This is a genomic window from Acinetobacter sp. YH12233 (assembly GCF_013417725.1).
Lineage (GTDB): Bacteria > Pseudomonadota > Gammaproteobacteria > Pseudomonadales > Moraxellaceae > Acinetobacter.
Genome location: NZ_VPDK01000011.1, coordinates 48188 through 72856, shown reverse-complemented (window position 1 = coordinate 72856; position 24669 = coordinate 48188). Strand labels below are relative to the sequence as shown.

Below are 24669 nucleotides of genomic sequence, written 5' to 3'. Positions count from 1 at the left end.
AAACAGCCGAAGATGAATTGAATCTTAAGATCGCTTCATCTTTAGAATTAATTTAATGGCACAACTCTTAAGACCTCTTCAAGCGTGGTGACCCCTTCCAGAATCTTGCGAGCACCGGCAATCCGTAAAGGTTCTACCCCTTCTTTTTTTGCCTGCTGACGTAACTGATTCAGGTTAGCATCCGCTCCGATCAATTGCTTGGTGGTCAGGCTAAGCGGCATAAACTCATAAATCCCGATTCGGCCTTTATAACCGGTATGGCGACACTCTTCACAACCGACTGCTTTAAAAACAAATTCCGGACGTGGTAAAGGATAGTCCACTGCCAGATGTTGCCATTCCTGCTCATCCAGAAAACTCTCCTGCTTGCAGTGTGGGCATAGCTTACGCACCAGACGTTGGGCCAGAACCCCCAGGATAGTCGCTGCTGTTAAAAATGGTTGTACGCCCAGATCATGCAAACGGGTCAGACTCGACGGCGCATCATTGGTATGCAAGGTAGAAAGTACCAAGTGACCGGTTAATGCTGCCTGAATCGCCATATTGGCCGTATCTTGGTCACGAATCTCGCCGACCATAATAATGTCAGGATCCTGACGCATCAGTGCACGTACACCATCTGCAAAGCCCAGTTCAATTCCGTTATTGACCTGCATCTGGTTAAAGCTTGGTTCCAGCATCTCGATCGGATCTTCAATCGTGCAGACATTCACCTGCTCAGTCGCAAGCTGCTTTAAAGTGGAATACAGTGTGGTGGTTTTACCAGAACCGGTCGGTCCGGTGACCAGAATAATACCGTGACTATGGCTGGTCAGATTATTCCAGTCATTGAGCAGATGCCCTTCGAAACCGAGCTGCTGAAAACTTCTGACCAGAACTTCTGGGTCAAAGATACGCATTACCAGCTTTTCACCAAATGCGGTGGGTAAGGTCGATAAACGCAGTTCTGTTTCCTGCCCTTTTGGAGTCCGAGTTTTTAAACGACCATCCTGTGGTTTACGTTTTTCTGCCACATTCATCCGGCCCAGAATCTTGATTCGGGAAATAACTGCGGTCAAGGTATTGGCTGGCATGTTATAGATGGTATGCAATACTCCATCAATCCGGAAACGGATCTTGCCGGTGTCTTTGCGCGGTTCCATATGAATATCACTGGCACCCTGCTCAAAGGCAAATTGCAGCACCCAGTCTACCAGTTTCACGATATGCTGGTCATTGGCATCCGGATTCTGTGAATCACCCAGTTGCAGTAAGGCTTCTACGCCTTTATTTTCCCGGTCATAAGCAGATGATTTTTGTGAGCCACTGACTGCACGACTCACCTGATAATATTCAACAATATAACGCTGGAGCTGTTCCGGATTGAGCAATACCCGTTCAATTTTTTTTGGTGCAATATTCTGTTCGAGGTTTGAGACCCATTCAGTTTTATAAGGCTGATCTGTAGCAATCAGAACTTTATCTGGTTGAATTTCTACTGCCAGAATACGGTTACGCAATGCATATTCCTGTGACATAACATTGGTCAAGGCCTGCACATCAGCTTTGAGCGGATCAATAATATAGAACATTAAACCGGTTTTTTCTGCCAGCCACTGGCATAAGCGGTTGAGTGTCAAAGTACTTTGAGGATGGGACTGATCAACCAGACTAAAGTGCGCGATCCATTGCAAGGGATGCCATTTTATTTGTTCACGTTGACGATGTGTGGTCTGAACTCGCATCCGGTCACGTTCAGTTATTTTTCCGTCTTTTAAAAGCTGATCCAAACACCAGCCTGTATCAATTTCAAAATCAAATTTCATGATCGATGGTCCCCAAAACTGCCTCCACTATAACAAGTTTTTCCTGTTTTTCGCATTCCATCGCGACTTCCAAACTTAAAAGCAATATTGTTTCTCATAAATGATAAACACATCACATGGGTTTTAGGTCATAACCTTTTTCTGCTTGTCGATGTGTCAATTTTTCGCCTATATTTCAATCAGGATATCTTATTCAATCGCTGAGACCGGGTATGGATTTAAACGTAGTTCCCTTAAATGAAAGTAGTTCCTTTCATGAGCTGCTTACCCTCCTGACCGCCGCCTTAGGATGTGGCTTATTGATTGGTCTGGAACGTGAACGGCATAAACAGCGTGAAGAACAGGCCAGTTTTGCCGGGCTACGCTCTTTTGCGATCTGTGCTTTATTAGGCGCATTGTGCTTTTTATTCGGAATGGCAATGGGTCTGGCCGGTGCACTCATTATTGGCGGTATTGTCATTTTTTCTATTAGAAACCAGATAGAAGATCCGGGGATTACCACCGAATTGGCCTTTATCATGACCTATTTTATTGGGGCGATTTGTCTGTGGAATATTCCTCTGGCTGCAGGACTAGCAGTTCTGATCACGATAATTTTAATGGCCAAACACTCTATGCATAATATTGCCGGACAGTGGATTACTGAGGCTGAATTTAGGGATGGATTACTATTATTAGCCTTGATTCTGATTGGTTTACCGCTAACCCCTGACCGGCCTTTATGGGGTGAAGTGCTGAACCCTTATCTGATTTTAAAATTAGTAACTCTGATTCTGGTAGTTCAAGCTTTGGCACATATCGCTAAACGTTTCTTCTCGACTAAAAATGCCTTGATATTGTCTTCAATTGCCTCGGGTTTTGTTTCCAGTACAGCCACTATTGCTCAATTAGGGATACAGGTCCGTAAAGGTGAAATGGATGCAAAATCCAATGCTGGTGCTGCCCTGATGTCCTGCATTTCGACATTAGTTCTATTGTTTATTGTAGTGGGAGGCGTTTCTTGGGATTGGCTAAAAATTCTTCTTCTACCGTCGTTGGTCGCTATGGTTATTCTGGCTGCATGTGCATTTATATTATTACATAAAGCCGAACCAGCCAAAAATCAGGAGTCTCCGGAATCTTCTGACAGTAAAATGTTTAGTCTCAAGGAAGCTGTGATTATCGCTGCCGCATTAACCCTGATTCAGGCTGGCGTTTATGGATTGGAAATATTACTGGGCAATGCTGGTCTTCTGGCGGGTACTTTATTTGCGTCCTTATTTGAAATTCATGCCGCAATGACCAGTGTGGTCATTCAAGGAGATCCATCCAATACCCGGCTGATCTATGCCCTGCTTTTAGGGCTGGGCGCACATGCTGTAGCCAAGTCAGTCAATGCTGCTGTAACAGGTGGTTTCAAATTTTCCCTGTACTTTGCGCCAGTACAGATTTTGCATATGGCGGTGTTGATTGGTATTTTGTGGTGGATGGTATTTTGATTGTTAAGTATATTTAAATAGTTAATTTTTATATATTTTGCAAATTTAATTTTGATATTTATTCGCTATAATTAGTCTGCTTTATTTTAAAAAACAATTTTATTACTACGATTTTTTATAGGGATTTTTATGAAATTTAAGAATTTATCACTCGCAGTTTTTAGTGCATTCATGCTAAGTGCTTGTGGTGGGGGCTCCTCTTCTTCTGATTCAAACCCTGGAACTGGAACTGGAACTGGAACTGGAACTGGAACTGGAACTGGAACTGGAACTGGAACTGGAAATACTACAACAAATGATTCCGAATGGTCTGCCTATTCTCCTTCATATTTTACTGGCTCCGATTATTTATTCGACAAACTCACTTTTACGAGTAAAGGAGATACGCAGTATGTCCGTGTAGACTATTTAAGCAACCTAAAAGATATGGAAAATCTTGATATAAATGAACTGTATATTTTTGGTGATTACTTAACCAATGAAGGTCTGTACGAATTAGAGTTAAATAAAGATCCTGAATTAGGCTATAAAATTGGATCACTTCTAAAAAACTCGGTGACTGAGAAAACTTATATTCCATCCTCTAAAATTGGACATACAGGCCTTCAATTAACTGAAAAATATGAGTTAGTCGATCTATCTGGTAAACCATTGATTGAATACATAGACACTCATCTGTATCTAGTCTCTTCCGAACCCAAGCTAAATAATTATGGGGATTTCGGACAACTCTATCTTTCAAAACTTAAAGGCAAGACATTTCCAAGTGGCTCAAAATGCTTAAGAGGATTAAGTTTATCTTCGAGCAAAGACTTCATTATGATGTATCAAAATCCATACGATACTTTTGATAGTTTCCCAGACATATTCTCTGACGGATATAAAACTATAAACTTAGGTGGATATAACGCTTTCATCTCGAATTCAATTTACCCAAATGAATATGTTAGTGCCCTTGTGCAAATTGATAATAAATATCGAATGGGTGAATACAATAAATCAGGTACCTATTACTCTTTAAATAAAGAAATTGAAATTGAAAGACAAATTTTAAAAGAACTTAAGTCTGACAACCTTACAGATGCAGAGGATATTTTAGAACAAGAGTTATATATTCAATCTTTACAAAAAGAATGTACTGTTTTCAACTCTACTGCTAGTCAAGAAATTGATAAATATCGTAAATTGAAGTAAAAATATGACTAGAGATAAGCGTATATAAGATACGCTTATCTTAGTTTCTTCAATCACAATTCAGTATATTCTATTTCTGATATATAAACAGATAACTCTCTTACCAAAAACCTCACATCTAAATCCGCAAACTTCATTCCATAAACCCGTTCCTCATCATCCTGATAAGCAGGTCTCGGATCCAAAGAGAGAACTTTTTCGAGTTCTTGCAGTATTTGTGGAGAAACTTTTCCCTTACTCATGAACTGCTGTTTTTGCTGCTCCGCCTCTTCTGTCCAAATTACCGATTTACGTTGTGGCTCATCCTGTGCATAACCACTTTGTGCCTCAATCACGGCATCTGAATACTGAATATAGGGTTTAATGTCTATAATCGGCGTTCCATCTAACAGGTCACTTCCTGTGACATAAACCCGGACATTTTTACCGACTTTTTCGACACGATTTAATTTCACGACTGATAAACCAATGGGTGCAGGACGGTACATACTACGTGTCGCAAACACCCCGATTTTCTGGTTTCCGCCTAAACGGGGTGGACGAACCTGCGGACGAAATTGCTGGCTCTGCTGATTTTTATTATCATGAAACTGCCAGACTAACCAGAGATGACTAAACTCTTCGATGCCTTCAAATGCGAGTAAATCATTATATGGACCGGTCATTTCAATATAGCTTTCAACCTGTACCAAATTAGGCTGACGCGGGATGCCAAACTTTTCTTTATAGGGAGAATGCATATAGCCAATAATCGGCAGAGTGAGTTCGGTCATAATCACTTTTTTTGATAAGCTCAATTAAATATATTCAGTTTATAGAGAATGAATTTAGATTAGAATAGCAGCCTGTTCTAATTTGATAACTTATTGAGACCTTTAATGGCTGCTTTTAACGTCGAAAAGATTACTCACGTCCACCATTGGAATGACACTTTATTCTCTTTTAAAACGACTCGTGATACTGCATTACGTTTTAAAAACGGTCAGTTTGTGATGATCGGTCTTGAAGTCAATGGCAAGCCTTTAATGCGTGCATATTCAATTGCAAGTGCAAACTATGAAGAAGAGCTGGAATTCTTCTCAATCAAAGTCCCAGATGGCCCTCTTACTTCTATTCTGCAAAAAGTTAAAGTTGGCGACGAAATCTTGGTTTCTAAAAAGCCTACAGGCACGCTGGTTCTTGATGACTTAAACCCAGGTAAAAACTTGTATCTTCTTTCTTCGGGTACTGGTCTTGCACCTTTCCTTTCTGTAATCCGTGATCCAGAAACCTATGAACGTTTTGAAAAAATCATCGTCGTTCACGGTACACGTTTCATTTCAGAACTGGCTTATCAAGACCTGATTCTTAACGAAATTCCAAACCACGAATTCTTTGGTGAATTGGGTGCTAAAGAAAAATTAGTGTATTACCCAACTGTTACTCGTGAAGAGTTCCATACGCAAGGTCGTGTAACCACTGCGATTGAATCTGGTCAATTATTCGAGAAAATCGGACTACCCCGTTTCAATCCTGAAACTGACCGTGCAATGCTCTGTGGTTCTCCTGCATTCTTGGACGACGTTGCTGCACTGCTAGATCAACACGGTCTGAAAGAATCTCCACGTATGGGCGTTCTGGGCGATTACGTGATTGAACGTGCATTCGTTGAAAAATAATCTAAATTCCTTTGCAATCTCAAAACGCATGCTTTAAGCATGCGTTTTTTATATCCAATAAGTCTTAATCTGAAAGAATTAACCCAAGCTATTCTTTACTTAAAATTTTTTATAATCAGGACACTTAGAAAAACACAATTGTTTAAAACAATAAAATAAATGATAAATATCAATACTCATATTATATTTTTTAGTCAAAAATTCCTTCTTAAATGTTAGAATATGTAACTGTAATTGATTTCTCCTGAGGATTTATCCTCGCTAAAAACTTAGTTACATAAACTCTGTAAACTTTTAATTCGATCTGTTTTGATCCCATTCTCCTGTTTCACCGTTTATGCAACCAAGCCGTTTTTTATAGGCAAGGTATGAGCACTGAACAACCCTCCTCTATCGAGCGTACAGGGTCTAAAGTCTATCGATATTTTGTTGTCGTACTGACTTTACTTGTTGCGCTGTACTTGATCATTCAAGGCGCTAAATTACTCAGCCTCGGTGGTACAAGCTATTATCTCATTGCAGGGATTGCCTATGTTGCAATCGCCATTTTATATGCGATGAAAAAAGCCTTTGGTTTCTGGCTTTCTATTGTTACTTTTATTGCAACCCTCCTCTGGTCTATTGCTGAAGTTCAAGGTTTGAGCTTCTGGCAATATATCCCACGTCTGGTGGTTCCAACTATTCTGTTTGTCCTCAGCATGTGGGCAAGCAAAAGCCTGCCAGCACTCAATGCTGCAAAAATCAAAGCTGCCAATCTTGTTGGCTTTGCCGGTTTCTTTGCCTGTGTCGCAGCCCTGATTGCTGCGTTCTTCCCACACGGCAAAATCCTCAATCCTGTTGATATCGTACAAGACCCTGCACTGGCTAAACCGAATGCAGAAAACCCAGACAACTGGGAATATTTCGGTCGTAATGGTAACGGTACCCGCTTTGCACCGTACACTGACATTACCCCTGAAAATGTCAAAGATCTAAAAGTGGCTTGGACTTATCACACTGGTCGTGATACTTCTGCCGGTGTCGATGAAAATACACCAATTCAAATTGGTAGTACTTTATATTCATGTACACCGACTAACATCATTTCAGCAATTGATGGTGACAGTGGTAAAGCACTTTGGAAATATGATCCACATGCAAAAACTGCAGAGCATATCACTTGCCGTGGTGTTGGTTACTATGATGCAACTAAAGACAAATCTTTAACTGCAGCAGACTTACAAGCACCAGGTATTAAAGCTTGTCCACAACGTATCCTGACTTCTACTGTTGATGGCCGTTTAATTGCCTTAAATGCCAAAACTGGTGCTTTATGTCCAGAATTTGGTACTAACGGTCAAGTCGATGTTCTGCATGACATGGGTCCTACTGAACAAAGTAAACGTTACCATCCAACGTCTACTCCACTGATTGCGGGTCATGTTGCCGTATTAGGTGGCTGGGTACGTGATATTGTGCATGGCGAACCGTCTGGTGTCGTACGTGCCTATGACGTTCGTACTGGTAAATTGGCCTGGGCTTGGGATGTCGGTAATCCTGAACTGGTTGGTGAACCTAAAGATGGCAAAGGCTTTACTTTAGAAACACCAAACATGTGGACCATCCCGACTTATGACAAAGACCTGAATCTGGTTTACTTGCCTACAGGTAATGGTCCTCCTGACTACTGGGGCGGCGACCGTAACGGAGCCAAAGAAAAATTTGGTTCTGCAATTGTTGCGGTAAATGCTTTGACTGGTAAAACTGTTTGGTCTTATCAAACTGTTCACCATGATGTTTGGGATTATGACTTGCCGTCACAACCTGTGCTTTATGACATGACTGATGATCATGGCAAAAAAGTTCCAGCGTTGATTCAAACTACCAAAATGGGTCAAATCTTCGTTCTTGACCGCCGTACTGGTAAACCAGTCACTAAAGTTGAAGAACGTCCAGTCGACACCAATGGTGCTGAAGGCGAAAAACTTTCTCCTACCCAACCATTCTCTGTTGGCATGCCACAAATTGGTAATGCGACATTGACTGAACAGGATATGTGGGGTATTTCAACATTTGACCAGCTGGCATGTCGTATCGACTTTAAAGACTCTGTCTATAATGGTCTATACACTGCACCAGGTGAAAAACCATATATCGAATGGCCTAGCCTGCTTGGTGGCTTCAACTGGGGTGGGATCTCGATTGATGAGTCCACTGGCATGATGTACGTCAACGATATGCGTATGCCGCTTCGTATGTCATTGGTTCGTAAAGAAGATATGAGTAAATATCATATCTCAACTGACGAAGTACCAGGATTCATGGGCACAGTACGTCCACAATTGGCTGGTCCTTATGCGGGTGTGAAAATTGACATCATGCAGTCTAAACTGGGTGTTCCTTGTAACAAACCACCATTTGGTACCATGACTGCCATCGACTTGAAATCTAAAAAAGTCGTTTGGGAAGTACCAATGGGTACAGCCAAAGAATTGGGTCCATTAGGTGTGAAAACCCATATGCCAATTCCTTTAGGTATGCCGACATTAGGTGGTCCTACTTCAACCGCTTCTGGTCTGGTGTTCTTCGCAGGTACTCAGGATTATTACCTACGTGCGCTGGATTCGAAAACTGGTAAAGAAGTGTGGAAAGCTGAGCTTCCTGTTGCTGCTGTTGCTGCACCGCTGATTTATAAATCTCCAAAAACTGGCAAACAATATGTTGTGATTTCTGCAGGTGGTGCAAGCCACTCTAAAGATGTTGGCGACTATATCATTGCCTTTGCTTTACCTGATCAAAAATAATTTTTTGATGAATAAAGAAAAAACCGAAGCTTAGGCTTCGGTTTTTTCTTGCAATCGTCATTAAAAATTAACGATCGCGACCTTCCTGATTTGCAGAACCTGAACAGCCTGCACCACCACCGATAATAAAACCGCTTTCTGCTTTGCATGAACCGATCATACGGCCATGTGAGTCAAATGTAGTCACTGTTGATGCACAACCAGTTAGTACGATAGTCGCTGCTAATGCAATAAGTGCTGATAATTTCATGATATTCCCCTCTATGATTTATGGTGCTAAATGAATCTGATTTTGACTTGGTGGTACTGGCAATAAACCTGTCTTGGCATCCACCGTATTGTAGTTCACGCCAATTGCATTGCCTGATCCATTACAATGAGCACTAGCAGTTGAAAGCAGACCACGTGTAGCTTTACATGATCCAATCACCTGACCCGATGCATCATAAGTGACGACCATAGAACTACACCCAGTCATCAGTATAATAGTTGAAAGTGAAAGTAGTTTTATGAAGCTCATTGCTCCCCCTCAAAAACACTAAAAAATTTAAATTGTTTAGTTATATGAATCTTTTCTAAATTTCGCGCATGATTCTTCCTAAATTTATCGCATTTGTAAAGCTTTATTTTTCATCTATTTTTTAGACTTAAGGCTAATAAAAAGCTGCCTGATCAGCAGCTTTTTCATAATTAAATTTAATATTAAGGATCAGACTGACTCATGCTTCAATACTCGTTCAGCTAGAGCCTGTTTCACCACATGATATCCAGCGCTTAAGCCTAGACTTGCCATAATGAATGCAACAATAACATCTGGCCATAGACTGCCAGTGCCAAAGACTCCCACTGCTGCAAAAATGACGGCCACATTGCCGATCGCATCATTACGGCTGCACAACCAGACTGATTTCATATTGGCATCGCCATCCCGGAAAGCATATAAAATTATGGCTGTGACAACGTTTGCGATTAAGGCCAATACCCCGATGATCCCCATCGTAATGGCTTCAGGTGGAATACCTTGCATAAAGGCATAAATTACTTTGCCAATGACGACCAAACCAAATACTGCCATGGTCAATCCTTTAATCAGAGCAACTGTTGCACGCCAATACAGACTTGCACCAATCACCGCCAGAGAAATACCATAATTCACAGCATCACCAAAGAAATCTAACGCATCTGCCCATAAGGCCGATGAATGTGCATAAGCACCGCCGATTAGCTCTACACCAAATAAGGTCAGGTTAATCAATAATGCAATCCATAAAGCTGTTCTAAATTTGCTATTAGGTTTGGGCGGCGCGGGTTCATGACTACAACTACAGGCCATATTATTCTCCGATGATTTTTTATCCTGAATGCGATAAAGTCATTAGAAACTATGGAGTCACTCCAAGGTCAAGCCTGAGGTATTTATGTCACATTATTTGATTTCTGATATAGCCAAGAAAACTGATTTAAGCACTGATACCATTCGATTTTATGAGAAAAGAGGTTTGATTCAGCCGAATTTTCGAGCAAGTAACCAGTATCGTTATTATGGCGACGAGGCCTTAAAACGCTTGATTTTTATCAAACGCTGTCGTGCTTTAGGCATGTCTTTAAAAGAAATTGAATACCTGATTCAGCTGGAACAGAATCCTGAACAGGATTGCTGTGAAGTTAACCAGATGATTGATCAGCACCTTATAGATATTTCAAATAAAATTAAAGAATTACAATTATTTAAACAGCAGTTAATGGCGCTTCGCGAAAGCTGTAATACCCCAACGACGATTAATCATTGCCAGATTTTAAAAACACTGGAATCTATTGAAAATAGCTGAAATATTTATGGATATTTTAAATCGTTTACTGTTTATCTTTTAACTTGAAATTGAGTTAAATTATGCCAATTCCGAGTTATTTACTAGGTTGAATCCTGATTTCAGATGACTAGAATAAAGACGTACTTTTTATATGTCTTTCGATTTCATCATGAGCATTTCTCACGTTACCGAACTTCTCTCACCTGCTGGCTCCCTAAAAAACATGCGTTATGCCTTTGCTTATGGTGCAGATGCAGTCTATGCCGGCCAGCCGCGTTATAGCTTGCGTGTTCGTAATAATGAATTTGACCATGACAATCTGGCGATTGGCATCAAAGAAGCGCATAAGCTTGGCAAAAAATTCTATGTCGTGGTGAATATTCAGCCACATAACTCCAAACTGAAAAATTTTATTCGTGACCTTGAACCAGTCGTGGCAATGCAGCCAGATGCGCTGATCATGTCCGATCCTGGTCTGATCATGCTGGTGCGTGAGCATTTCCCGCACATGGACATTCACCTGTCTGTACAGGCCAATGCTGTGAACTGGGCAACTGTAAAGTTCTGGAAGAATATGGGACTTACTCGCGTAATTTTGTCACGTGAACTGTCCATCGAAGAAATCGAAGAAATCAAACAGCAAGTTCCAGATATCGAAATCGAAGTGTTCGTACATGGTGCGTTGTGCATGGCCTACTCTGGCCGCTGCATGCTGTCTGGCTATATGAACAAACGCGATGCCAATCAGGGTGCCTGTACCAATGCTTGCCGCTGGGAATACAAGGTACTTGAAGCTAAAGAAGATGAAACGGGCGATGTGATCCCGGTTAAAAATATTGATTCCGGCTGTTGTTCAAAAGATGCTGATGAGTCACATATGCAAGTACAACATCAGTTTGATGAACCCGTGTTATTGCAACGTAATGACGAAGATATGTTTGCTGCTGAAGAAGATGAGCACGGCACTTATTTTATGAATTCCAAAGACCTGCGTGCTGTACAGCATGTGGAACGCCTGACCAAGATTGGCGTACACTCCCTGAAAATTGAAGGTCGGACCAAATCTTATTTCTATTGTGCGCGTACTGCGCAGATTTACCGTAAAGCCATTGATGATGCGCTTGCTGGTAAGCCATTCGACCCTTCATTGATGACTCAATTAGAAGGTCTGGCGAATCGTGGTTATACCGAAGGCTTCCTACGCCGTCATGTACATAGTGAATATCAAAACTATGAAAATGGTTCATCGAGTTTCGATCATCAGCAGTTCTGTGGGGAAGTATTAGAGCGTAATGGTGACTATATCAAGATTGATGTGAAAAACCGTTTTGTCGTTGGTGACTCACTAGAGCTGATGACCACTAAAGGCAACATCACTTTTACCTTAACTGAGATCAAAGACCGTCAAGGCAATCTGATTGAAGATGCTAAAGGTTCAGGTCATATCGTTGAAATTCCAATACCAGCAGATGTCGATATGCAGTATGCCCTGCTGATCCGTAATCTGCCATCATCATCTGTAGACATTTCAGCCTCTTCATTGGCTTATCAGGCGAGTTAAAAAATGGCGCTCTTGATTACCGATAAATGTATCAACTGTGATATGTGCTTACCGGAATGCCCAAATGAAGCAATTTATGAGGGCGAGAAGTTTTATGAAATTGATGTCAATCGTTGTACCGAGTGTGTGGGTTTCTATGATCATCAAACCTGCATTGCCGTCTGTCCGATTGAATGCATTGTGCCGCATCCCGAGCATCGGGAAACGCAAGAACAGTTAATGGAGAAATTTAAAGGTTTGAATCTGTTCAAAGCTTGAATGATGCATGAAGTCTGATGACTTCATCTAAGAACAACCTTGGGGAAAGATAAAAATAAGGGTTGAAAACAAAAACTGTCCAGAGGAAAGGAACAGCTAAAAGCGATTGGGGACGCTTTTGGCTGATCTAACAATAACTAAAAAAAGGAACCCGGGTGTTAGCATCCTGAGTTCCTATAAAGCGAAAATAATAATAGGTGTTTGAGATTAAGCACCTGGAATGTGGGGATTCCAGGTGCTCTTTTTTTTACTGACCAGAGCGAATGATGTAATCAAAGGCAGACAATGATGCTTTGGCACCTTCACCAGTGGCAATGATGATCTGTTTGTAAGGAACAGTAGTACAGTCACCTGCAGCAAACACACCTTTGACATTGGTTTCGTTGCGCTCGTTAATCACGATCTCACCACGGTTGGTTAGCTCAACATCGGTTCCTTTCAGGAAGTCAGTGTTCGGCAACAAGCCGATCTGAACGAAGATCCCTGCAAGTTCTACTGTGTGCTCTTCATCAGTTGCACGGTCTTTGTATTTCAACGCTGTGACTTGTGAACCATCACCGATCACTTCGGTAGAAAGTGCATTTTTGATCACAGTCGTATTTGGCAAGCTGTTCAGTTTGTCCTGCAATACCTGATCCGCACGAAGTTTAGTATCAAACTCAACCAGCGTTACATGCTCAACGATACCCGCAAGGTCGATCGCTGCTTCTACACCCGAGTTACCACCACCAATCACCGCTACACGTTTGCCTTTGAACAGTGGACCATCACAGTGTGGGCAATACGCTACACCACGGGTTTTGTATTCTGCCTCACCTGGAACATTCATTTCTCTCCAGCGTGCACCGGTAGATAAAATCACAGTTTTAGATTCAAGTTTGGCACCATTCTCTAAAGTCACTTCTACCAGACCATTGGCTGTGCGATCTGCACCTTTAATGTCAGAAACACGTTGCAGGTTCATGATATCAACACCGTATTCACGCACGTGTGCTTCCATTTCAGCGGCAAATTTCGGACCTTGGGTTTTTTGCACTGACGTATAGTTTTCAATGTCCATGGTATCCATGACCTGACCGCCCATGCGTTCAGCCACGATCCCAGTTTTGATGCCTTTACGTGCTGCATAGATCGCTGCAGTATTCCCTGCAGGTCCGCCACCAATCACCAAGACATCAAATGCATCTTTGGCATTCAGTTTTTCAGCATCTTTGGCTGCGGCATTGGTATCCAGTTTGGCAATGATTTCTTCCAGTGTCATACGACCCTGACCGATATGTTCATTGTCCTGGAAGACCATTGGTACGGCCATGATTTTGCGTTCTTCCACTTCGTCCTGGAAGAAAGCCCCATCAATCATGGTGGCTGTTGTACCCGGGTTATAGATAGCAATCAGGTTCAATGCCTGAACAACATCCGGACAGTTATGACAGCTGAGTGAGACAAATACATCAAAGTCAGATTTGATCCCTAAGCCTTTAATCGATTCCAGAACTTCCGCAGAGACTTTTGGTGCATAGCCTGAAGTTTGTAACAATGCCAGAATCAGGGAAGTAAACTCATGACCCATCGGCAAGCCTGCAAAGAACACACGAGGCTGTTCACCGGCTTTTGCCACACCAAAGCTTGGTGCACGTTTGTTGGTACCGTCAAAACGGGCAGTCACTAGATCAGAAAGCTGGGCGATTTCCTCAACCAGTTCTTTGATTTTAGCTGATTTGTCAGAGCCATCCAGAGTCGCCACTAATTCAATCGGGCCTTCCAAACGTTCAAGTAGTGTTTTTAATTGAGCTGAAGTATTTTGATCTAACATTGCTAACGTCTCCAAGGGAGTAAATATTTATTCGATGAAGCTATATTAAGTGAATAACAAAAATAGGTAAAACAGTTTGTTTTTATCTTAATGATCGTTTTTATAGATCAAAAACCATCTCCTCATTTTATTTTTTATTATCGCTAGAATTTATGCCTTTTATCCCAAAGAAACCGAATATAGATTGGAAAATAAAAATGCTCCTTTTAAAGGAGCATTTTTAAGTTTAGAAGATTCGCTGTTCAATACGTAGCGAACGCCCCTTAATTGAATTAGCTAGTACAAATATGATTAAGCTAAGCAAGGCAAATAAGATGGCAATGCCAATAATGATGACATTGGTAATCTTGCTGACTTGTTCGGCTTGCTGGGCTTGACGATCTACACTTTGTGCCACAGGCGTTAGACTTTTGCCATAGACCTGTTGCTGCATGGTCCAGATCTGTTCCGGTTTAAATCCGTATTGTTCAAACTTGTTATCCTGCCGCTCTGCTTCAACTACTTGTGCGACATAAGGTCTGGCTGCGGATAGATCCACAGGCTTATGCAAGAGTGCAGTTTGGGCAAGTAAATAAGATTTCACCGGTGAAGCAATATCGGAATCAACCAGATAACGAGCCACTTCACTATCATTGATATTACTATCGTAATAGACCACTTGCTGATAAGCGTCTTCACGGTCATTTCTCAGGTCATATTGCCAATAAGTCAGTCCTGACCAGATCACGATAAAGGAAATCAGCCAGCCTACAAACTTCAATATGAAAGACTGAAAGCGAACATAGAAGAAACGAAACTTCTTCAGCAGCCCAACAAGAAAAAATGCACCAATAAAAGAGGCAAAGATTTTCAGGATCAGCCAGCCAAACCAGCTTAATAGAGCAAAGAAATAATCCGGACTATCCCCAATACTGGCCAGATTAGCATCGACACTGACTGGTAAATGCAGCTGCTGAAGCTGAGTACTCAGGCCAAAAAAGCCATAAACCAGTTCCTGCTGAAAGAACAGGCCTGTCACAGATGCAATACAGACCGTAGAGGTGGTCAGTCCCAAAAGCATCAAATTACGTTGACGCTTTTTGAGTGCGATAACCCCCTGCTTAATTTCCTGAGGATTTACAGCATATTCATCTAAGGGCGGCAATCTCTACTCCTTTTTTTAGATCTTGGCCCTACTGGATTTAGTTGGGTTTGGATCCACTGGTACTTGATTCAATCACCAAATGATTCAAATTATCTTGCAAGGCTCTTAAACGTACCGTTGCTTCAGTACGTTTCTGTACACCTTCTTTCTGGATCTGAATCACATCATTAACAGTTTTAATGAGGGTATTTTGCACATGTTCAAGCGTTTCAATATCAATAACGGAACGCTGGTTGGCTTTTGCCGTATCGACCGAGTTTTGATGCAATAAATCTGCATTACGGCGTAAAAGCTCATTGGTCGCATCATCAATGGTATTGGCCAGCTGTACGCTGTTCTTCTGTTCATTCAGTGAAATGGCCAGACTGATCTGGTTTTTCCATGCCGGTAACGTAATATTTTTAATGGCATAGAATTTATCCACCAGCATCAGGTTATTGGACTGGATAATCCGGATCATTGGCAAAGTCTGCATCGCAGATTGCTGCAATACCTGTAAATCACTGATGCGTTTTTCCAGATTATTGGCCAGATGATTTAGGTCATAGATTTTTTGCGTGGTGCTCTGATCTTGTGGCAAAGCTGTGAGCGCAGCAATTTCCTGCTGCAATTCCTGTTCACGTAAACGTCCAGCTGCAATATGAATACCCAGCTGCTTGTATTCTTCCTGCACCCCATCGAACATTTTATCCAGGGTATCAACGCGGGCTTTTAATCCGGATTGCGATGTTTCAATTTCCTTGACCAGCACATCAATCTGTTCTTTGGTGGTATTGAAATGCGAGTCAAAGTTATCTTTAACCCCTTTAAACTTGCTGATGATATTGCCCAGAAATCCTGAACTTTTTTTCTTGTTCAAGATACTGCTGGTATTCAGTTGCTGTGCCACCTGCACCACCTGATTCAGCTTTTGACCGGTTGCATCCAGATCTTTGTTCTGCACCAGATTCAGCAATTCATCGGTATAGCTTGAAGTTTTGGTCGCTATATTTTTGCCATATTCGGCCACACTATTATGACTCATATTCTGCAGTTCTTTACGTGCTGCCAAGACCCCCTGAAAATCGGCAGGCTGCAAGCCCAGCTCTTTGAGATCCATTTGCTGAAACTTCTGTTCAGTCAGTTCAGTTGAGCTTTCGACAGGTAAATTTACTACATCAGATTTGGTCATGTTTCACCTTATATTGTTATGTATTCGAGGGTTTCTCGATTGACTTTTTTAACGTTTTAATCAGATTGTCCCGTCTATTATCAAGTTTTTCCAGATCACTTGTCGAGTGTTTCGTCTGGCTTTGTTTGACATGATATTGCCAGGCCGGAATCAGCACCTGTTGCGCTTCTTTAAACCGATCCAGCAGGCTATAAGACAGTTGCTGGGACAATTGCATCTGGGTAATGGCAATGTCATTACTGCTTTGCAAGGTTCTTAAGGTATGCACCTTTTTTGACAGCCGCTCAGAAAAATTATCCAGTGGATGCTGATTCCTTACAAACTGCGGATATTCAGATAAAAATTCTTCTGCTGCCACAATATGCTTGGCCATTTGCTCACGTAAACCGATCAGCTGCTGGAATCGCGATTGGGATTTCTGGATTTCAATTTGCAACTTACGGCTAAGGTGATCTGCCTGATCCAGTAAATAGTCCAGTTTTTTATAGTATTCAACCTGACTTGAGCCATAGTCCAGATCAATACCCAGCCATTTCTGCAAGGCATTAAATTTACGTTTTTTTAAATATTTTTTTGATTGAGCCAGCATGTGAATCAGCTGTTCAATCGTCTGGCTCAGTTGTTGGATCAGATGCGGATCTACCCCATTTAATAGTACGGACTGCGCCTGAATAAGTGAGTCCGCATAATGATTCAGCTTGTATTGATCGTGGAGTAAAGGCACAAGTTCGTTGCGCTTGATACTTAGAATCTCGCTCTGCTCTACTGCAATGTCTTGGATTGGAATCAAAACATCTATCTGTGACATGGCCCTTTAAACTCAATGAATTCGATTTTTATAGTACGTCTTTTCATTCAACATAACATGTAGCATTTTGCAAAGGAATGCTTCAAGCCATAGAATTTTCTTTATATACGTTGAAGATATTGTTGGAATTAAGTTTGGCATACAGTCATTTCTTGTATGAATCATTTTGCTTCTAGCCTACTGTTGCTCTCTATAACCTTTCCCATCAGCCTCAAATAGGCTAATAATCAACCAAATAAGGATAAGCACAATAAATGCCAAGTTAATTTATGGTCTTAATTAAGCTTTTTTTAAACTTAAGAATACTTATAAAGCATTATAAAACATAAATAATTCTCGAATTTTAAGCATGAATTATTTATGATCAAGATCAACAATAAAGTAGGTAACCTGAGAATAAAATGGAACGTTTTTTTCATAATACGATGTATGCCGCACGCTGGATCTTAGCTCCTGTCTATTTTGGTTTATCATTCGCTTTATTATTGCTGGCTTTAAAATTCTTTCAGGAAGTGATTCATGTCCTGCCGCATATCTTTGAATATACTGAAGCTGACCTGATCTTGGTAATTCTCTCCCTGGTTGATATGACCATGGTTGGTGGACTTATTGTGATGGTGATGTTTTCAGGTTATGAAAATTTTGTTTCACAACTCAAAATCGATGAAAATAAAACCCGCCTGAACTGGCTCGGCACTATGGATGCCAATTCGCTTAAACTCAAAGTTGCGGCTTCCATCGTAGCTATTTCTTCGATTCATTTACTGCGTATTTTTATGGATGCCCGCAACGTCGAGAATGACAAAATCATGTGGTACATCATTATGCATCTGACTTTTGTGATTTCTGCATTTATTATGGGTTATCTGGATAAACTCACAAAGCATTAAAACATGGATATTAAAAAGCCCCGATTATAGGGGCCTTTTTATATTGGCGAATTAACTAAAAAATTATAGATAGTCACCTTCTCGTTCCGGCTGATACAGCACTTTTTCAATCGTGACTTTCATCAACTGACCATCAGGTTGTGGCCATTCAATGGTCTGTCCTTCTGCCAAGCCCAAGATTGCAGTTCCAATCGGTGCTACGACATTCACTTGCCCTTTTTCACCTTTAAACTCATGCGGGTAGACTAAGGTGATTTCTACAGGCTCCGTTGATGGTGCAATCGTCAGCAATGCACGCGCATGCATGGTCACCACATTGCTTGGCATGTCCTCTGGCTTGACCACTTCAGCACGAGCCAGTTCATCTTCCAGTTGAAGCATGGTCTCACTGAGCTTGTCCTGATTTTCAAGCATGGTTTCGAGACGCTCCACATCCTGTTCAGATAAAATAATTTTTGGTTTAGCCATTCTTACTACCTTGTTTAATGAATGATTGAATAGTCTTTAAAAAGCGAATGAATCTAGGTTCTAAGTGGTTAATCAGATTAAATTAAGTTCAAATATAAAAAATCTATTTTTAGCTGCTAAAAAAATTGTGTCTTAACTCAACTTATAAAGCTGTTTTTCAAAGAATGTAACCAGTTTTAGAAAAACTCAATACTCTTTTCGAAATCAGATTTATAGGATCTGTATTTCTCAACTTTGTTTTATAAAAGGATAAGTATTTTCTATATAGGATTGATTAAGCTTTGATCTTATCTTCCCTTTTAACTCATCGTAAAAGCTAGCAGCAGAAGATGAGTCAGAAAAAATATCACCCAATAAAAAAGCCCCCTTGAGGGGGCTTTTCTCAAGTTAGGCTTATTTTGCGTAAACAGGGAATTTAGCACAAACAGCAGCAACTTTTTCTTTAACCGCAGCGATCACAGCTTCATCGCCTTTAGCATCAAGGATATCAGCGATCCAACCAGCAAGTTCACGAACTTCTGATTCACCGAAACCACGAGTCGTTACAGCAGGTGTACCGATACGGATACCTGAAGTCACGAATGGAGAACGTGGATCATTTGGTACAGAGTTTTTGTTCACAGTGATGTGTGCAGCACCCAACCAAGCGTCAGCATCTTTACCAGTGATGTCTTGTTTGATCAGAGACAACAAGAACAGGTGGTTTTTAGTGCCGCCAGATACAACATCGTAACCGCGTTCGATTAGAACTTCAGCCATTGCTTGAGCATTCTTAACCACTTGTTGTTGGTATGCTTTGTATTCAGGTGCCATTGCTTCTTTGAAGCAGATTGCTTTAGCAGCAACCGCGTGAACCAGAGGACCACCTTGGTTACCTGGGAATACAGCTGATTGAAGTTTTTTCTCGATTTCTTCGTTTGCTTTTGCAAGGATCAGACCTGAACGAGGACCACGAAGAGTTTTGTGAGTTGTTGTTGTTGTTACGTCAGCAATTTGAACTGGGCTTGGGTAAACGCCAGCAGCAACCAGACCAGCAACGTGAGCCATATCTACAAACAGGTAAGCGCCAACTTTATCCGCGATGTCACGGAAACGTTGCCAATCTACGATTTGGCTGTATGCAGAGAAACCAGCTACGATCATACGTGGTTTGTGTTCTACAGCTAGACGTTCAACTTCTTCATAATCGATCTCACCAGTTTCTGGATTCAGACCGTATTGAATTGCATTATAAGTTTTACCTGAGAAGCTTACTTTCGCACCGTGAGTCAAGTGACCACCGTGAGCCAAGCTCATACCCAATACTGTGTCGCCTGGGTTAAGCAGCGCTAAATAAACTGCAGAGTTTGCTTGAGAACCAGCATGTGGCTGAACGTTAGCATAATCAGCACCAAATAATTCTTTAGCACGGTCAATTGCCAATTGTTCAATGACATCTACATATTCACAACCGCCATAGTAGCGTTTGCCTGGGTAGCCTTCTGCATATTTGTTAGTGAGTTTTGATCCTTGAGCTTCCATTACTGCTGGTGAGCAATAGTTTTCAGAAGCGATCAACTCGATGTGCGCTTCTTGGCGAGCATCTTCGTTAGAGATTGCTTGAGCGATTTCTGGATCAAATTCAGCAATAGAGATATTGGCAAACATTAGCGAGGTCCTATTAAATTAGGGCTTTTAAGCCGTGCTAAGATTGGCGCGTATTGTAACATGAACTTTGCCAATTTCGATCATGAACTTTATTCAGTTTGCAATAAAAATAGCTCATGCTTAAAAAAACATGAGCTATAGAGATAAAAATAAGTTATTGAATTGGCATTAGAGATTTTACATCTGAAATAATATTAGCGATATTCAGTGCATAGACACTACCATGATCCCATGAACCGTCTGTAATATATCGTACCGAGGTTTGTTTCTGATTCGCTAAGCTCACTAAAACATCTGTTGCAGCCTTTGGAACAGTAGAATCCGCCTCTCCCTGATAAATAATCACAGGTGTAGACACTTTAACCTGTAAAGGCTGAGAGTCTTTATCCAGGAAATTCTTCACTACTGGAATACTCATAAAATTAGCTTGAGTACGCGGATATTCTTCCAGATTCCCATTGGTTTGGGCATAAGCTCCCATTGCCGTACCGAATTTGTTGCCTAATACATCATAACAATCTGTTTCGGCATTCTTGGCAATCTCGTCTGTTGGTGTTTTAAAGACCTGAATATATTGCAGATTTGGATTCGGATTACGCAATCCCGCGACGATCAGCGCGGTAAAAGTATCTAAAGAGGCTAGAGTTTGAATCTTTTTATTCAGATCTGGTTCTTGTCCAGCTTGAGCCTCTCCCCCTGCCAGAATCAGACTGAAATTAGAAGCAGGTGCTAAAGCTACCGTACCTTTATAAGTCATTTGAGAAGCACGTGCTGCATATTGGGCAGCGCCTAAAGCCGCTTGACCACCTTGAGAATGACCGACAGCCATCCACTGATTAGAGGCATCCGAACCTAAATAGTCTTTTGCTGCGACGACAGCATCGGTAATCGAATAAGCTTCACTCTTAAGGTTAAGGAAAGGATGAAGTTCTTTTCCACCCGGCTCACCCAAACCTTCATAATCAGGCGCAACGACCACATATCCCGCTTGAAGGAATCCGGCAATCATATTTTTGATATAAGAATTTATTTCATTGCGACTTGGTGCACACTGATCGGCCACACCCGTCGTACCATGTGCCCATGCCACTATCGGCCAACCTTTTGCAGGAGGCGTTCCTTTTGGAGTGAAAAGCAGTGCCGTCGCTTGGGTTTCCTTATTATTAATACCTAACATCTTATAGGTCATGACCACGCTCTCATCGGCAACAGCAGTCAGATCTGTTTTGGTATAGGCTACAGGTGTGGTTACGACTGGATTGTCAATATTATTTACGGGAATAGCGGGTTTGGATTCATAATAACGATCATCATCGCTATCATTACAGGCAGTTAAAGCTACGCTTAGCGCGAGTAGAGAACCAGTCAATACATGACGTTTCATCGATCTTATCCTTGTCTTAATTATTATCTCTCATAATTTTTATAGTTTTATCTTTATCAGTTGATAAAACTAGACAATAATTTCCCAAGTTATTTCATTAAATACAAGAGATTATTTTGTTATTTTTCTAATAAATAGCGATTTAATTTATGACCATTCCAACACGATAAATTTAAGTTTTGGAAATATTTACAGAAACTTTGAAAACTTTTATTTATAAGTGTAGATTACAAATATTCTATATCAGTCAAAAAGTCTGCAATTAAAGTTGAAATCCGGCATTTCAATTGTCAGGATCGAAACAATAATGTTAGATTTTGATATCCACTTTTTTTCAGGCATATTCTCGTCATGCAGGCTATCATTCTCGATACTGAAACCCATACCTTGAATGGTCAACCCATTGAAATTGCCTATGCGCCTGTAGAGATCATAGACCATAAAATCAGTCTGGATAAAAGTCGCTTGTTTGATCAGCTTTATTCATGCGACGAACCGATTTCCTTTGCCGCAATGGCCGTACATCATATTCTGCAGTCCGATTTGGAAGGACAACCGCATTACAGCAGCTTTGAACTCCCGCAAGAAACCACTTATATCATTGGCCATAATATTGATTATGATATTCGTGCCTTAGAAAAATGTGGCGTCGATTCATCGAATATTAAAGCAATTTGCACCCTTGCTCTCGCCCGCCGAGTTTGGCCAGAGGCTGAAGCGCATAATATCTCTGCATTAATCTATATGATTACCAAAGGCAGCGAACGCGCCCGGGAAATGATCCGTAAAGCCCATCGCGCCGATATGGATATCATTTTGACAGCAAATATCCTGATGCATATTGTGCATCACCTGAAAATCAGCAGTATTGAAGAACTCTATGAGGCATCTGAAGATGCGCGTATTCCACAAACCATCAATTTTGGTAAGCACCGTGGTACTGCGATTGCCGATCTTCCTGCTGACTATGTTCAGTGGCTCCTTCGCCAGGATGACTTAGATCCTTATCTACGCAAAGCATTGGAAAATACGGCGATCCTTACGCTGTAAATTAAATTTTTTCGTCCCTCTTTAAATATTGAGAGGGATTTTTAACTAATCATGTTTTGTTTTATTCAGCAAGTGAAACAAAGTATTTTATAGATGACTACCTTAGTCTTTAAAGCTCTTAACTAATCGCTATTCAGAATAAAAATAGATGCAAATCAATATTAATTTATTGATTTTTAATAATTTAATATTTAATCCTTTCTCACGCCTAACTGTTCTTATACTTTAGCGTGATAGAACATACCTCTAAACAGGCGCATATAGGAAATAATATAAATTAATCCTCTTTTTTCCCATGCAATACTATCTTGAATTCGATGCCTTTGATAATCCCATGCAGCTCAGTAAAGTGGGCAATTGGGTAATCACTTTTTTGAGTCCAGCTGAAGAATTGGACACTATACAACTTGCGATTACTTATGTACTGCCCCGCCAGATCAGTGACGCATTACAGCCACGACGGGTATTAATTCAAAAGAGTTCAATCGAACATCATTGGCTAATTCAAACCATTGAATGTTTTGACAGCGCGACCAATCAGGAAGTACATATTAGGCCTGCAGATGAACTCGGACAGCAAACACTTCATCAGATTCTGGACGAGTTTGACCGTTATGATGTAAATGTCACATTAAAAGTTTTCTGAAATAATGCTTTTCTCAGAGCGTATTTTTGAAGAAGTTCATTTAGATCATCTATGTAGATAGCTTGATGCTATATAACATAAAAAATTAAGAAACTGAGAAATGATAGGAATTTATCCAATCTCTTTGAATTAAATTTATCAGTTTTTATTCTGCATCAAACTATTTATAAAGAAGCTGAACTAAGATATCAAAATCAAGCTCATCATTGGATGAGCTATATCTTTTTTTAAGGGTCGCAAAGCAGCATAATGAATCCCGGATCCTTATTTAGGTTCTAAAACACGATAGATACAGTCGGTCTGCTCACTGGCAAATAACAGTTCAATCGTTGGCCGGATAATTTCATCATCCACGACAATATATTCGACTTGCTGTTCCAAACGCTGGGACGGATCACTATGCTGAGCGCCAGCACGTAGTAATGCTTTTACATTCAGAATTTTGCCATACTGGTTTTTGACTTGCACTTCAATTAAATCTTTTGTCATCGTCATACCTCCCTTTATTGGCATTATTAAATTTGCTTGTCTGAATTCTTATAACATAGTTATTTGAAAGGCTTTCAAACGAATATGTAAGATTTTTTAGCGAGCACCTTTTATTGACTATATATTGTCGCTAATGAAGAATGTGCCATACAAATAAAAGAGTCAAAATTATTAATAACTCACGCTTAAAATTTTGCATTAAAAAGCCCGCATCGCTGCGGGCTCTGTGTTGGATGGCTAGTGCTAGATCTATTGCCTGAACCGAAGTTCGAACTCAACTAACTGTCATTGATCCGTCCAACTTATTGGTAGCGTCGTTTCGTTTTATAACCTACCATGAGTTCAATATAGCAGGATTTTTTTTACCTACAATACGCTTTTACACTTCTAAAAGAAGACTTATACAATATTTAAATTGTGCTTTTTCAAAAGCAGATTAAAATATTTTGGCTGGCTCAATAGAGCACTATAAACAATTCTATTCTTTTCTATCTCTACATCCTATCTATTTAAATTTCAATAAAAAATATTCTTTATTTATGTGAAAAATGAATAATTTCATCTAAATACAATTTCAAGTCTTAAGTAAAAGAGTTCGCTATTAAGGCGAT

General features: G+C 40.6%; 23 protein-coding genes. 10 read left to right on the top strand and 13 right to left on the bottom strand.

What is annotated here, in order from left to right:
- Nucleotides 1-47: 47 nt before the first annotated feature.
- The gene (locus tag FTV12_RS07065) at nucleotides 48-1805 is read right to left on the bottom strand and encodes a GspE/PulE family protein (protein WP_180033818.1); all 1758 of its coding nucleotides are present in this window, start codon (nucleotides 1803-1805) and stop codon (nucleotides 48-50) included.
- 212 nt (nucleotides 1806-2017) lie between these two features.
- On the opposite strand from FTV12_RS07065, the gene FTV12_RS07060 reads away from it, so the two are divergent.
- Both FTV12_RS07060 and FTV12_RS07055 read left to right on the top strand, forming a co-directional pair.
- Nucleotides 2018-3283 carry an MgtC/SapB family protein gene (locus tag FTV12_RS07060; RefSeq protein WP_180033817.1) on the top strand — a complete coding sequence of 422 codons (1266 nt, stop codon included), beginning with the start codon at nucleotides 2018-2020 and terminating at the stop codon, nucleotides 3281-3283.
- A 129-nt stretch (nucleotides 3284-3412) separates the two neighbouring features.
- A complete protein-coding gene (locus tag FTV12_RS07055; protein ID WP_180033816.1) occupies nucleotides 3413-4477 on the top strand; it encodes a hypothetical protein in 1065 nt (354 codons plus the stop codon).
- Nucleotides 4478-4530: 53 nt separating this feature from the next.
- Here FTV12_RS07055 and tsaA read toward each other — a convergent pair whose 3' ends face one another.
- On the bottom strand, nucleotides 4531-5250 hold the full coding sequence (tsaA, locus tag FTV12_RS07050; RefSeq protein WP_180033815.1) for a tRNA (N6-threonylcarbamoyladenosine(37)-N6)-methyltransferase TrmO: 720 nt from the start codon (nucleotides 5248-5250) through the stop codon (nucleotides 4531-4533).
- A gap of 105 nt (nucleotides 5251-5355) precedes the next feature.
- Here tsaA and FTV12_RS07045 point away from each other — a divergent pair, with 105 nt between their 5' ends.
- Nucleotides 5356-6135 (top strand): ferredoxin--NADP reductase, encoded by a 780-nt coding sequence (locus FTV12_RS07045; protein ID WP_005236496.1) that lies wholly within the window; start codon nucleotides 5356-5358, stop codon nucleotides 6133-6135.
- A gap of 368 nt (nucleotides 6136-6503) precedes the next feature.
- Nucleotides 6504-8918 carry a membrane-bound PQQ-dependent dehydrogenase, glucose/quinate/shikimate family gene (locus FTV12_RS07040; protein ID WP_179993299.1) on the top strand — a complete coding sequence of 805 codons (2415 nt, stop codon included), beginning with the start codon at nucleotides 6504-6506 and terminating at the stop codon, nucleotides 8916-8918.
- Nucleotides 8919-8985: 67 nt separating this feature from the next.
- Here FTV12_RS07040 and FTV12_RS07035 read toward each other — a convergent pair whose 3' ends face one another.
- From FTV12_RS07035 to FTV12_RS07025, 3 genes are all read right to left on the bottom strand, one after another.
- A complete protein-coding gene (locus FTV12_RS07035) occupies nucleotides 8986-9168 on the bottom strand; it encodes a hypothetical protein (RefSeq protein ID WP_005236502.1) in 183 nt (60 codons plus the stop codon).
- Between the two features lie 18 nt (nucleotides 9169-9186).
- Nucleotides 9187-9378 carry a hypothetical protein gene (locus FTV12_RS07030; RefSeq protein ID WP_227607384.1) on the bottom strand — a complete coding sequence of 64 codons (192 nt, stop codon included), beginning with the start codon at nucleotides 9376-9378 and terminating at the stop codon, nucleotides 9187-9189.
- Between the two features lie 249 nt (nucleotides 9379-9627).
- The gene (locus FTV12_RS07025; protein WP_179993298.1) at nucleotides 9628-10251 is read right to left on the bottom strand and encodes a cation transporter; all 624 of its coding nucleotides are present in this window, start codon (nucleotides 10249-10251) and stop codon (nucleotides 9628-9630) included.
- Between the two features lie 85 nt (nucleotides 10252-10336).
- On the opposite strand from FTV12_RS07025, the gene FTV12_RS07020 reads away from it, so the two are divergent.
- The 3 genes from FTV12_RS07020 (at nucleotide 10337) to FTV12_RS07010 (ending at nucleotide 12548) form a co-directional block, all read left to right on the top strand.
- Nucleotides 10337-10747, top strand: a complete 411-nt coding sequence (locus FTV12_RS07020) for a Cd(II)/Pb(II)-responsive transcriptional regulator (RefSeq protein ID WP_159123205.1) — start codon at nucleotides 10337-10339, stop codon at nucleotides 10745-10747.
- Nucleotides 10748-10898: 151 nt separating this feature from the next.
- Complete coding sequence (gene yegQ / locus FTV12_RS07015; protein ID WP_373687224.1) at nucleotides 10899-12290, top strand: tRNA 5-hydroxyuridine modification protein YegQ; 1392 nt, start codon at nucleotides 10899-10901, stop codon at nucleotides 12288-12290.
- 3 nt (nucleotides 12291-12293) lie between these two features.
- On the top strand, nucleotides 12294-12548 hold the full coding sequence (locus FTV12_RS07010) for a YfhL family 4Fe-4S dicluster ferredoxin (RefSeq protein ID WP_159123203.1): 255 nt from the start codon (nucleotides 12294-12296) through the stop codon (nucleotides 12546-12548).
- Between the two features lie 247 nt (nucleotides 12549-12795).
- Here the strand turns inward: FTV12_RS07010 and ahpF are convergent, their stop codons facing one another.
- From ahpF to FTV12_RS06990, 4 genes are all read right to left on the bottom strand, one after another.
- A complete protein-coding gene (gene ahpF / locus FTV12_RS07005) occupies nucleotides 12796-14361 on the bottom strand; it encodes an alkyl hydroperoxide reductase subunit F (protein WP_180033813.1) in 1566 nt (521 codons plus the stop codon).
- 226 nt (nucleotides 14362-14587) lie between these two features.
- Nucleotides 14588-15505 (bottom strand): hypothetical protein, encoded by a 918-nt coding sequence (locus tag FTV12_RS07000; protein ID WP_180033812.1) that lies wholly within the window; start codon nucleotides 15503-15505, stop codon nucleotides 14588-14590.
- Between the two features lie 37 nt (nucleotides 15506-15542).
- Nucleotides 15543-16676, bottom strand: a complete 1134-nt coding sequence (locus FTV12_RS06995) for a toxic anion resistance protein (protein WP_179993421.1) — start codon at nucleotides 16674-16676, stop codon at nucleotides 15543-15545.
- Between the two features lie 16 nt (nucleotides 16677-16692).
- The gene (locus FTV12_RS06990) at nucleotides 16693-17484 is read right to left on the bottom strand and encodes a tellurium resistance protein (RefSeq protein WP_180033811.1); all 792 of its coding nucleotides are present in this window, start codon (nucleotides 17482-17484) and stop codon (nucleotides 16693-16695) included.
- Nucleotides 17485-17885: 401 nt separating this feature from the next.
- Here FTV12_RS06990 and FTV12_RS06985 point away from each other — a divergent pair, with 401 nt between their 5' ends.
- On the top strand, nucleotides 17886-18374 hold the full coding sequence (locus tag FTV12_RS06985; RefSeq protein WP_005236522.1) for a TIGR00645 family protein: 489 nt from the start codon (nucleotides 17886-17888) through the stop codon (nucleotides 18372-18374).
- A 63-nt stretch (nucleotides 18375-18437) separates the two neighbouring features.
- Here FTV12_RS06985 and rnk read toward each other — a convergent pair whose 3' ends face one another.
- The 3 genes from rnk to FTV12_RS06970 form a co-directional block, all read right to left on the bottom strand.
- Complete coding sequence (rnk, locus tag FTV12_RS06980) at nucleotides 18438-18842, bottom strand: nucleoside diphosphate kinase regulator (protein ID WP_034171243.1); 405 nt, start codon at nucleotides 18840-18842, stop codon at nucleotides 18438-18440.
- Nucleotides 18843-19235: 393 nt separating this feature from the next.
- Nucleotides 19236-20489: a serine hydroxymethyltransferase gene (gene glyA / locus FTV12_RS06975; protein ID WP_004784306.1), complete on the bottom strand. Its 1254-nt coding sequence runs from the start codon at nucleotides 20487-20489 to the stop codon at nucleotides 19236-19238.
- A gap of 154 nt (nucleotides 20490-20643) precedes the next feature.
- On the bottom strand, nucleotides 20644-21873 hold the full coding sequence (locus FTV12_RS06970; RefSeq protein ID WP_180033810.1) for an alpha/beta fold hydrolase: 1230 nt from the start codon (nucleotides 21871-21873) through the stop codon (nucleotides 20644-20646).
- Nucleotides 21874-22224: 351 nt separating this feature from the next.
- Here FTV12_RS06970 and FTV12_RS06965 point away from each other — a divergent pair, with 351 nt between their 5' ends.
- On the top strand, nucleotides 22225-22923 hold the full coding sequence (locus tag FTV12_RS06965; protein ID WP_180033809.1) for a putative quorum-sensing-regulated virulence factor: 699 nt from the start codon (nucleotides 22225-22227) through the stop codon (nucleotides 22921-22923).
- A gap of 295 nt (nucleotides 22924-23218) precedes the next feature.
- Nucleotides 23219-23569, top strand: a complete 351-nt coding sequence (locus FTV12_RS06960; RefSeq protein WP_166135969.1) for a hypothetical protein — start codon at nucleotides 23219-23221, stop codon at nucleotides 23567-23569.
- Nucleotides 23570-23833: 264 nt separating this feature from the next.
- On the opposite strand, the gene FTV12_RS06955 is transcribed toward FTV12_RS06960, so the two are convergent.
- Nucleotides 23834-24058, bottom strand: a complete 225-nt coding sequence (locus tag FTV12_RS06955) for a hypothetical protein (RefSeq protein ID WP_159124508.1) — start codon at nucleotides 24056-24058, stop codon at nucleotides 23834-23836.
- Between the last annotated feature and the right edge of the window lie 611 nt (nucleotides 24059-24669).

Coding starts and splice junctions, on each gene's coding strand:
- FTV12_RS07065 (WP_180033818.1), bottom strand. CDS start 1,805: ATGAAATTTGATTTTGAAATTGATACAGGCTGGTGTTTGGATCAGCTT.
- FTV12_RS07060 (WP_180033817.1), top strand. CDS start 2,018: ATGGATTTAAACGTAGTTCCCTTAAATGAAAGTAGTTCCTTTCATGAG.
- FTV12_RS07055 (WP_180033816.1), top strand. CDS start 3,413: ATGAAATTTAAGAATTTATCACTCGCAGTTTTTAGTGCATTCATGCTA.
- tsaA (WP_180033815.1), bottom strand. CDS start 5,250: ATGACCGAACTCACTCTGCCGATTATTGGCTATATGCATTCTCCCTAT.
- FTV12_RS07045 (WP_005236496.1), top strand. CDS start 5,356: ATGGCTGCTTTTAACGTCGAAAAGATTACTCACGTCCACCATTGGAAT.
- FTV12_RS07040 (WP_179993299.1), top strand. CDS start 6,504: ATGAGCACTGAACAACCCTCCTCTATCGAGCGTACAGGGTCTAAAGTC.
- FTV12_RS07035 (WP_005236502.1), bottom strand. CDS start 9,168: ATGAAATTATCAGCACTTATTGCATTAGCAGCGACTATCGTACTAACT.
- FTV12_RS07030 (WP_227607384.1), bottom strand. CDS start 9,378: ATGGTCGTCACTTATGATGCATCGGGTCAGGTGATTGGATCATGTAAA.
- FTV12_RS07025 (WP_179993298.1), bottom strand. CDS start 10,251: ATGGCCTGTAGTTGTAGTCATGAACCCGCGCCGCCCAAACCTAATAGC.
- FTV12_RS07020 (WP_159123205.1), top strand. CDS start 10,337: ATGTCACATTATTTGATTTCTGATATAGCCAAGAAAACTGATTTAAGC.
- yegQ (WP_373687224.1), top strand. CDS start 10,899: ATGAGCATTTCTCACGTTACCGAACTTCTCTCACCTGCTGGCTCCCTA.
- FTV12_RS07010 (WP_159123203.1), top strand. CDS start 12,294: ATGGCGCTCTTGATTACCGATAAATGTATCAACTGTGATATGTGCTTA.
- ahpF (WP_180033813.1), bottom strand. CDS start 14,361: ATGTTAGATCAAAATACTTCAGCTCAATTAAAAACACTACTTGAACGT.
- FTV12_RS06995 (WP_179993421.1), bottom strand. CDS start 16,676: ATGACCAAATCTGATGTAGTAAATTTACCTGTCGAAAGCTCAACTGAA.
- FTV12_RS06990 (WP_180033811.1), bottom strand. CDS start 17,484: ATGTCACAGATAGATGTTTTGATTCCAATCCAAGACATTGCAGTAGAG.
- FTV12_RS06985 (WP_005236522.1), top strand. CDS start 17,886: ATGGAACGTTTTTTTCATAATACGATGTATGCCGCACGCTGGATCTTA.
- rnk (WP_034171243.1), bottom strand. CDS start 18,842: ATGGCTAAACCAAAAATTATTTTATCTGAACAGGATGTGGAGCGTCTC.
- glyA (WP_004784306.1), bottom strand. CDS start 20,489: ATGTTTGCCAATATCTCTATTGCTGAATTTGATCCAGAAATCGCTCAA.
- FTV12_RS06970 (WP_180033810.1), bottom strand. CDS start 21,873: ATGAAACGTCATGTATTGACTGGTTCTCTACTCGCGCTAAGCGTAGCT.
- FTV12_RS06965 (WP_180033809.1), top strand. CDS start 22,225: ATGCAGGCTATCATTCTCGATACTGAAACCCATACCTTGAATGGTCAA.
- FTV12_RS06960 (WP_166135969.1), top strand. CDS start 23,219: ATGCAATACTATCTTGAATTCGATGCCTTTGATAATCCCATGCAGCTC.
- FTV12_RS06955 (WP_159124508.1), bottom strand. CDS start 24,058: ATGACAAAAGATTTAATTGAAGTGCAAGTCAAAAACCAGTATGGCAAA.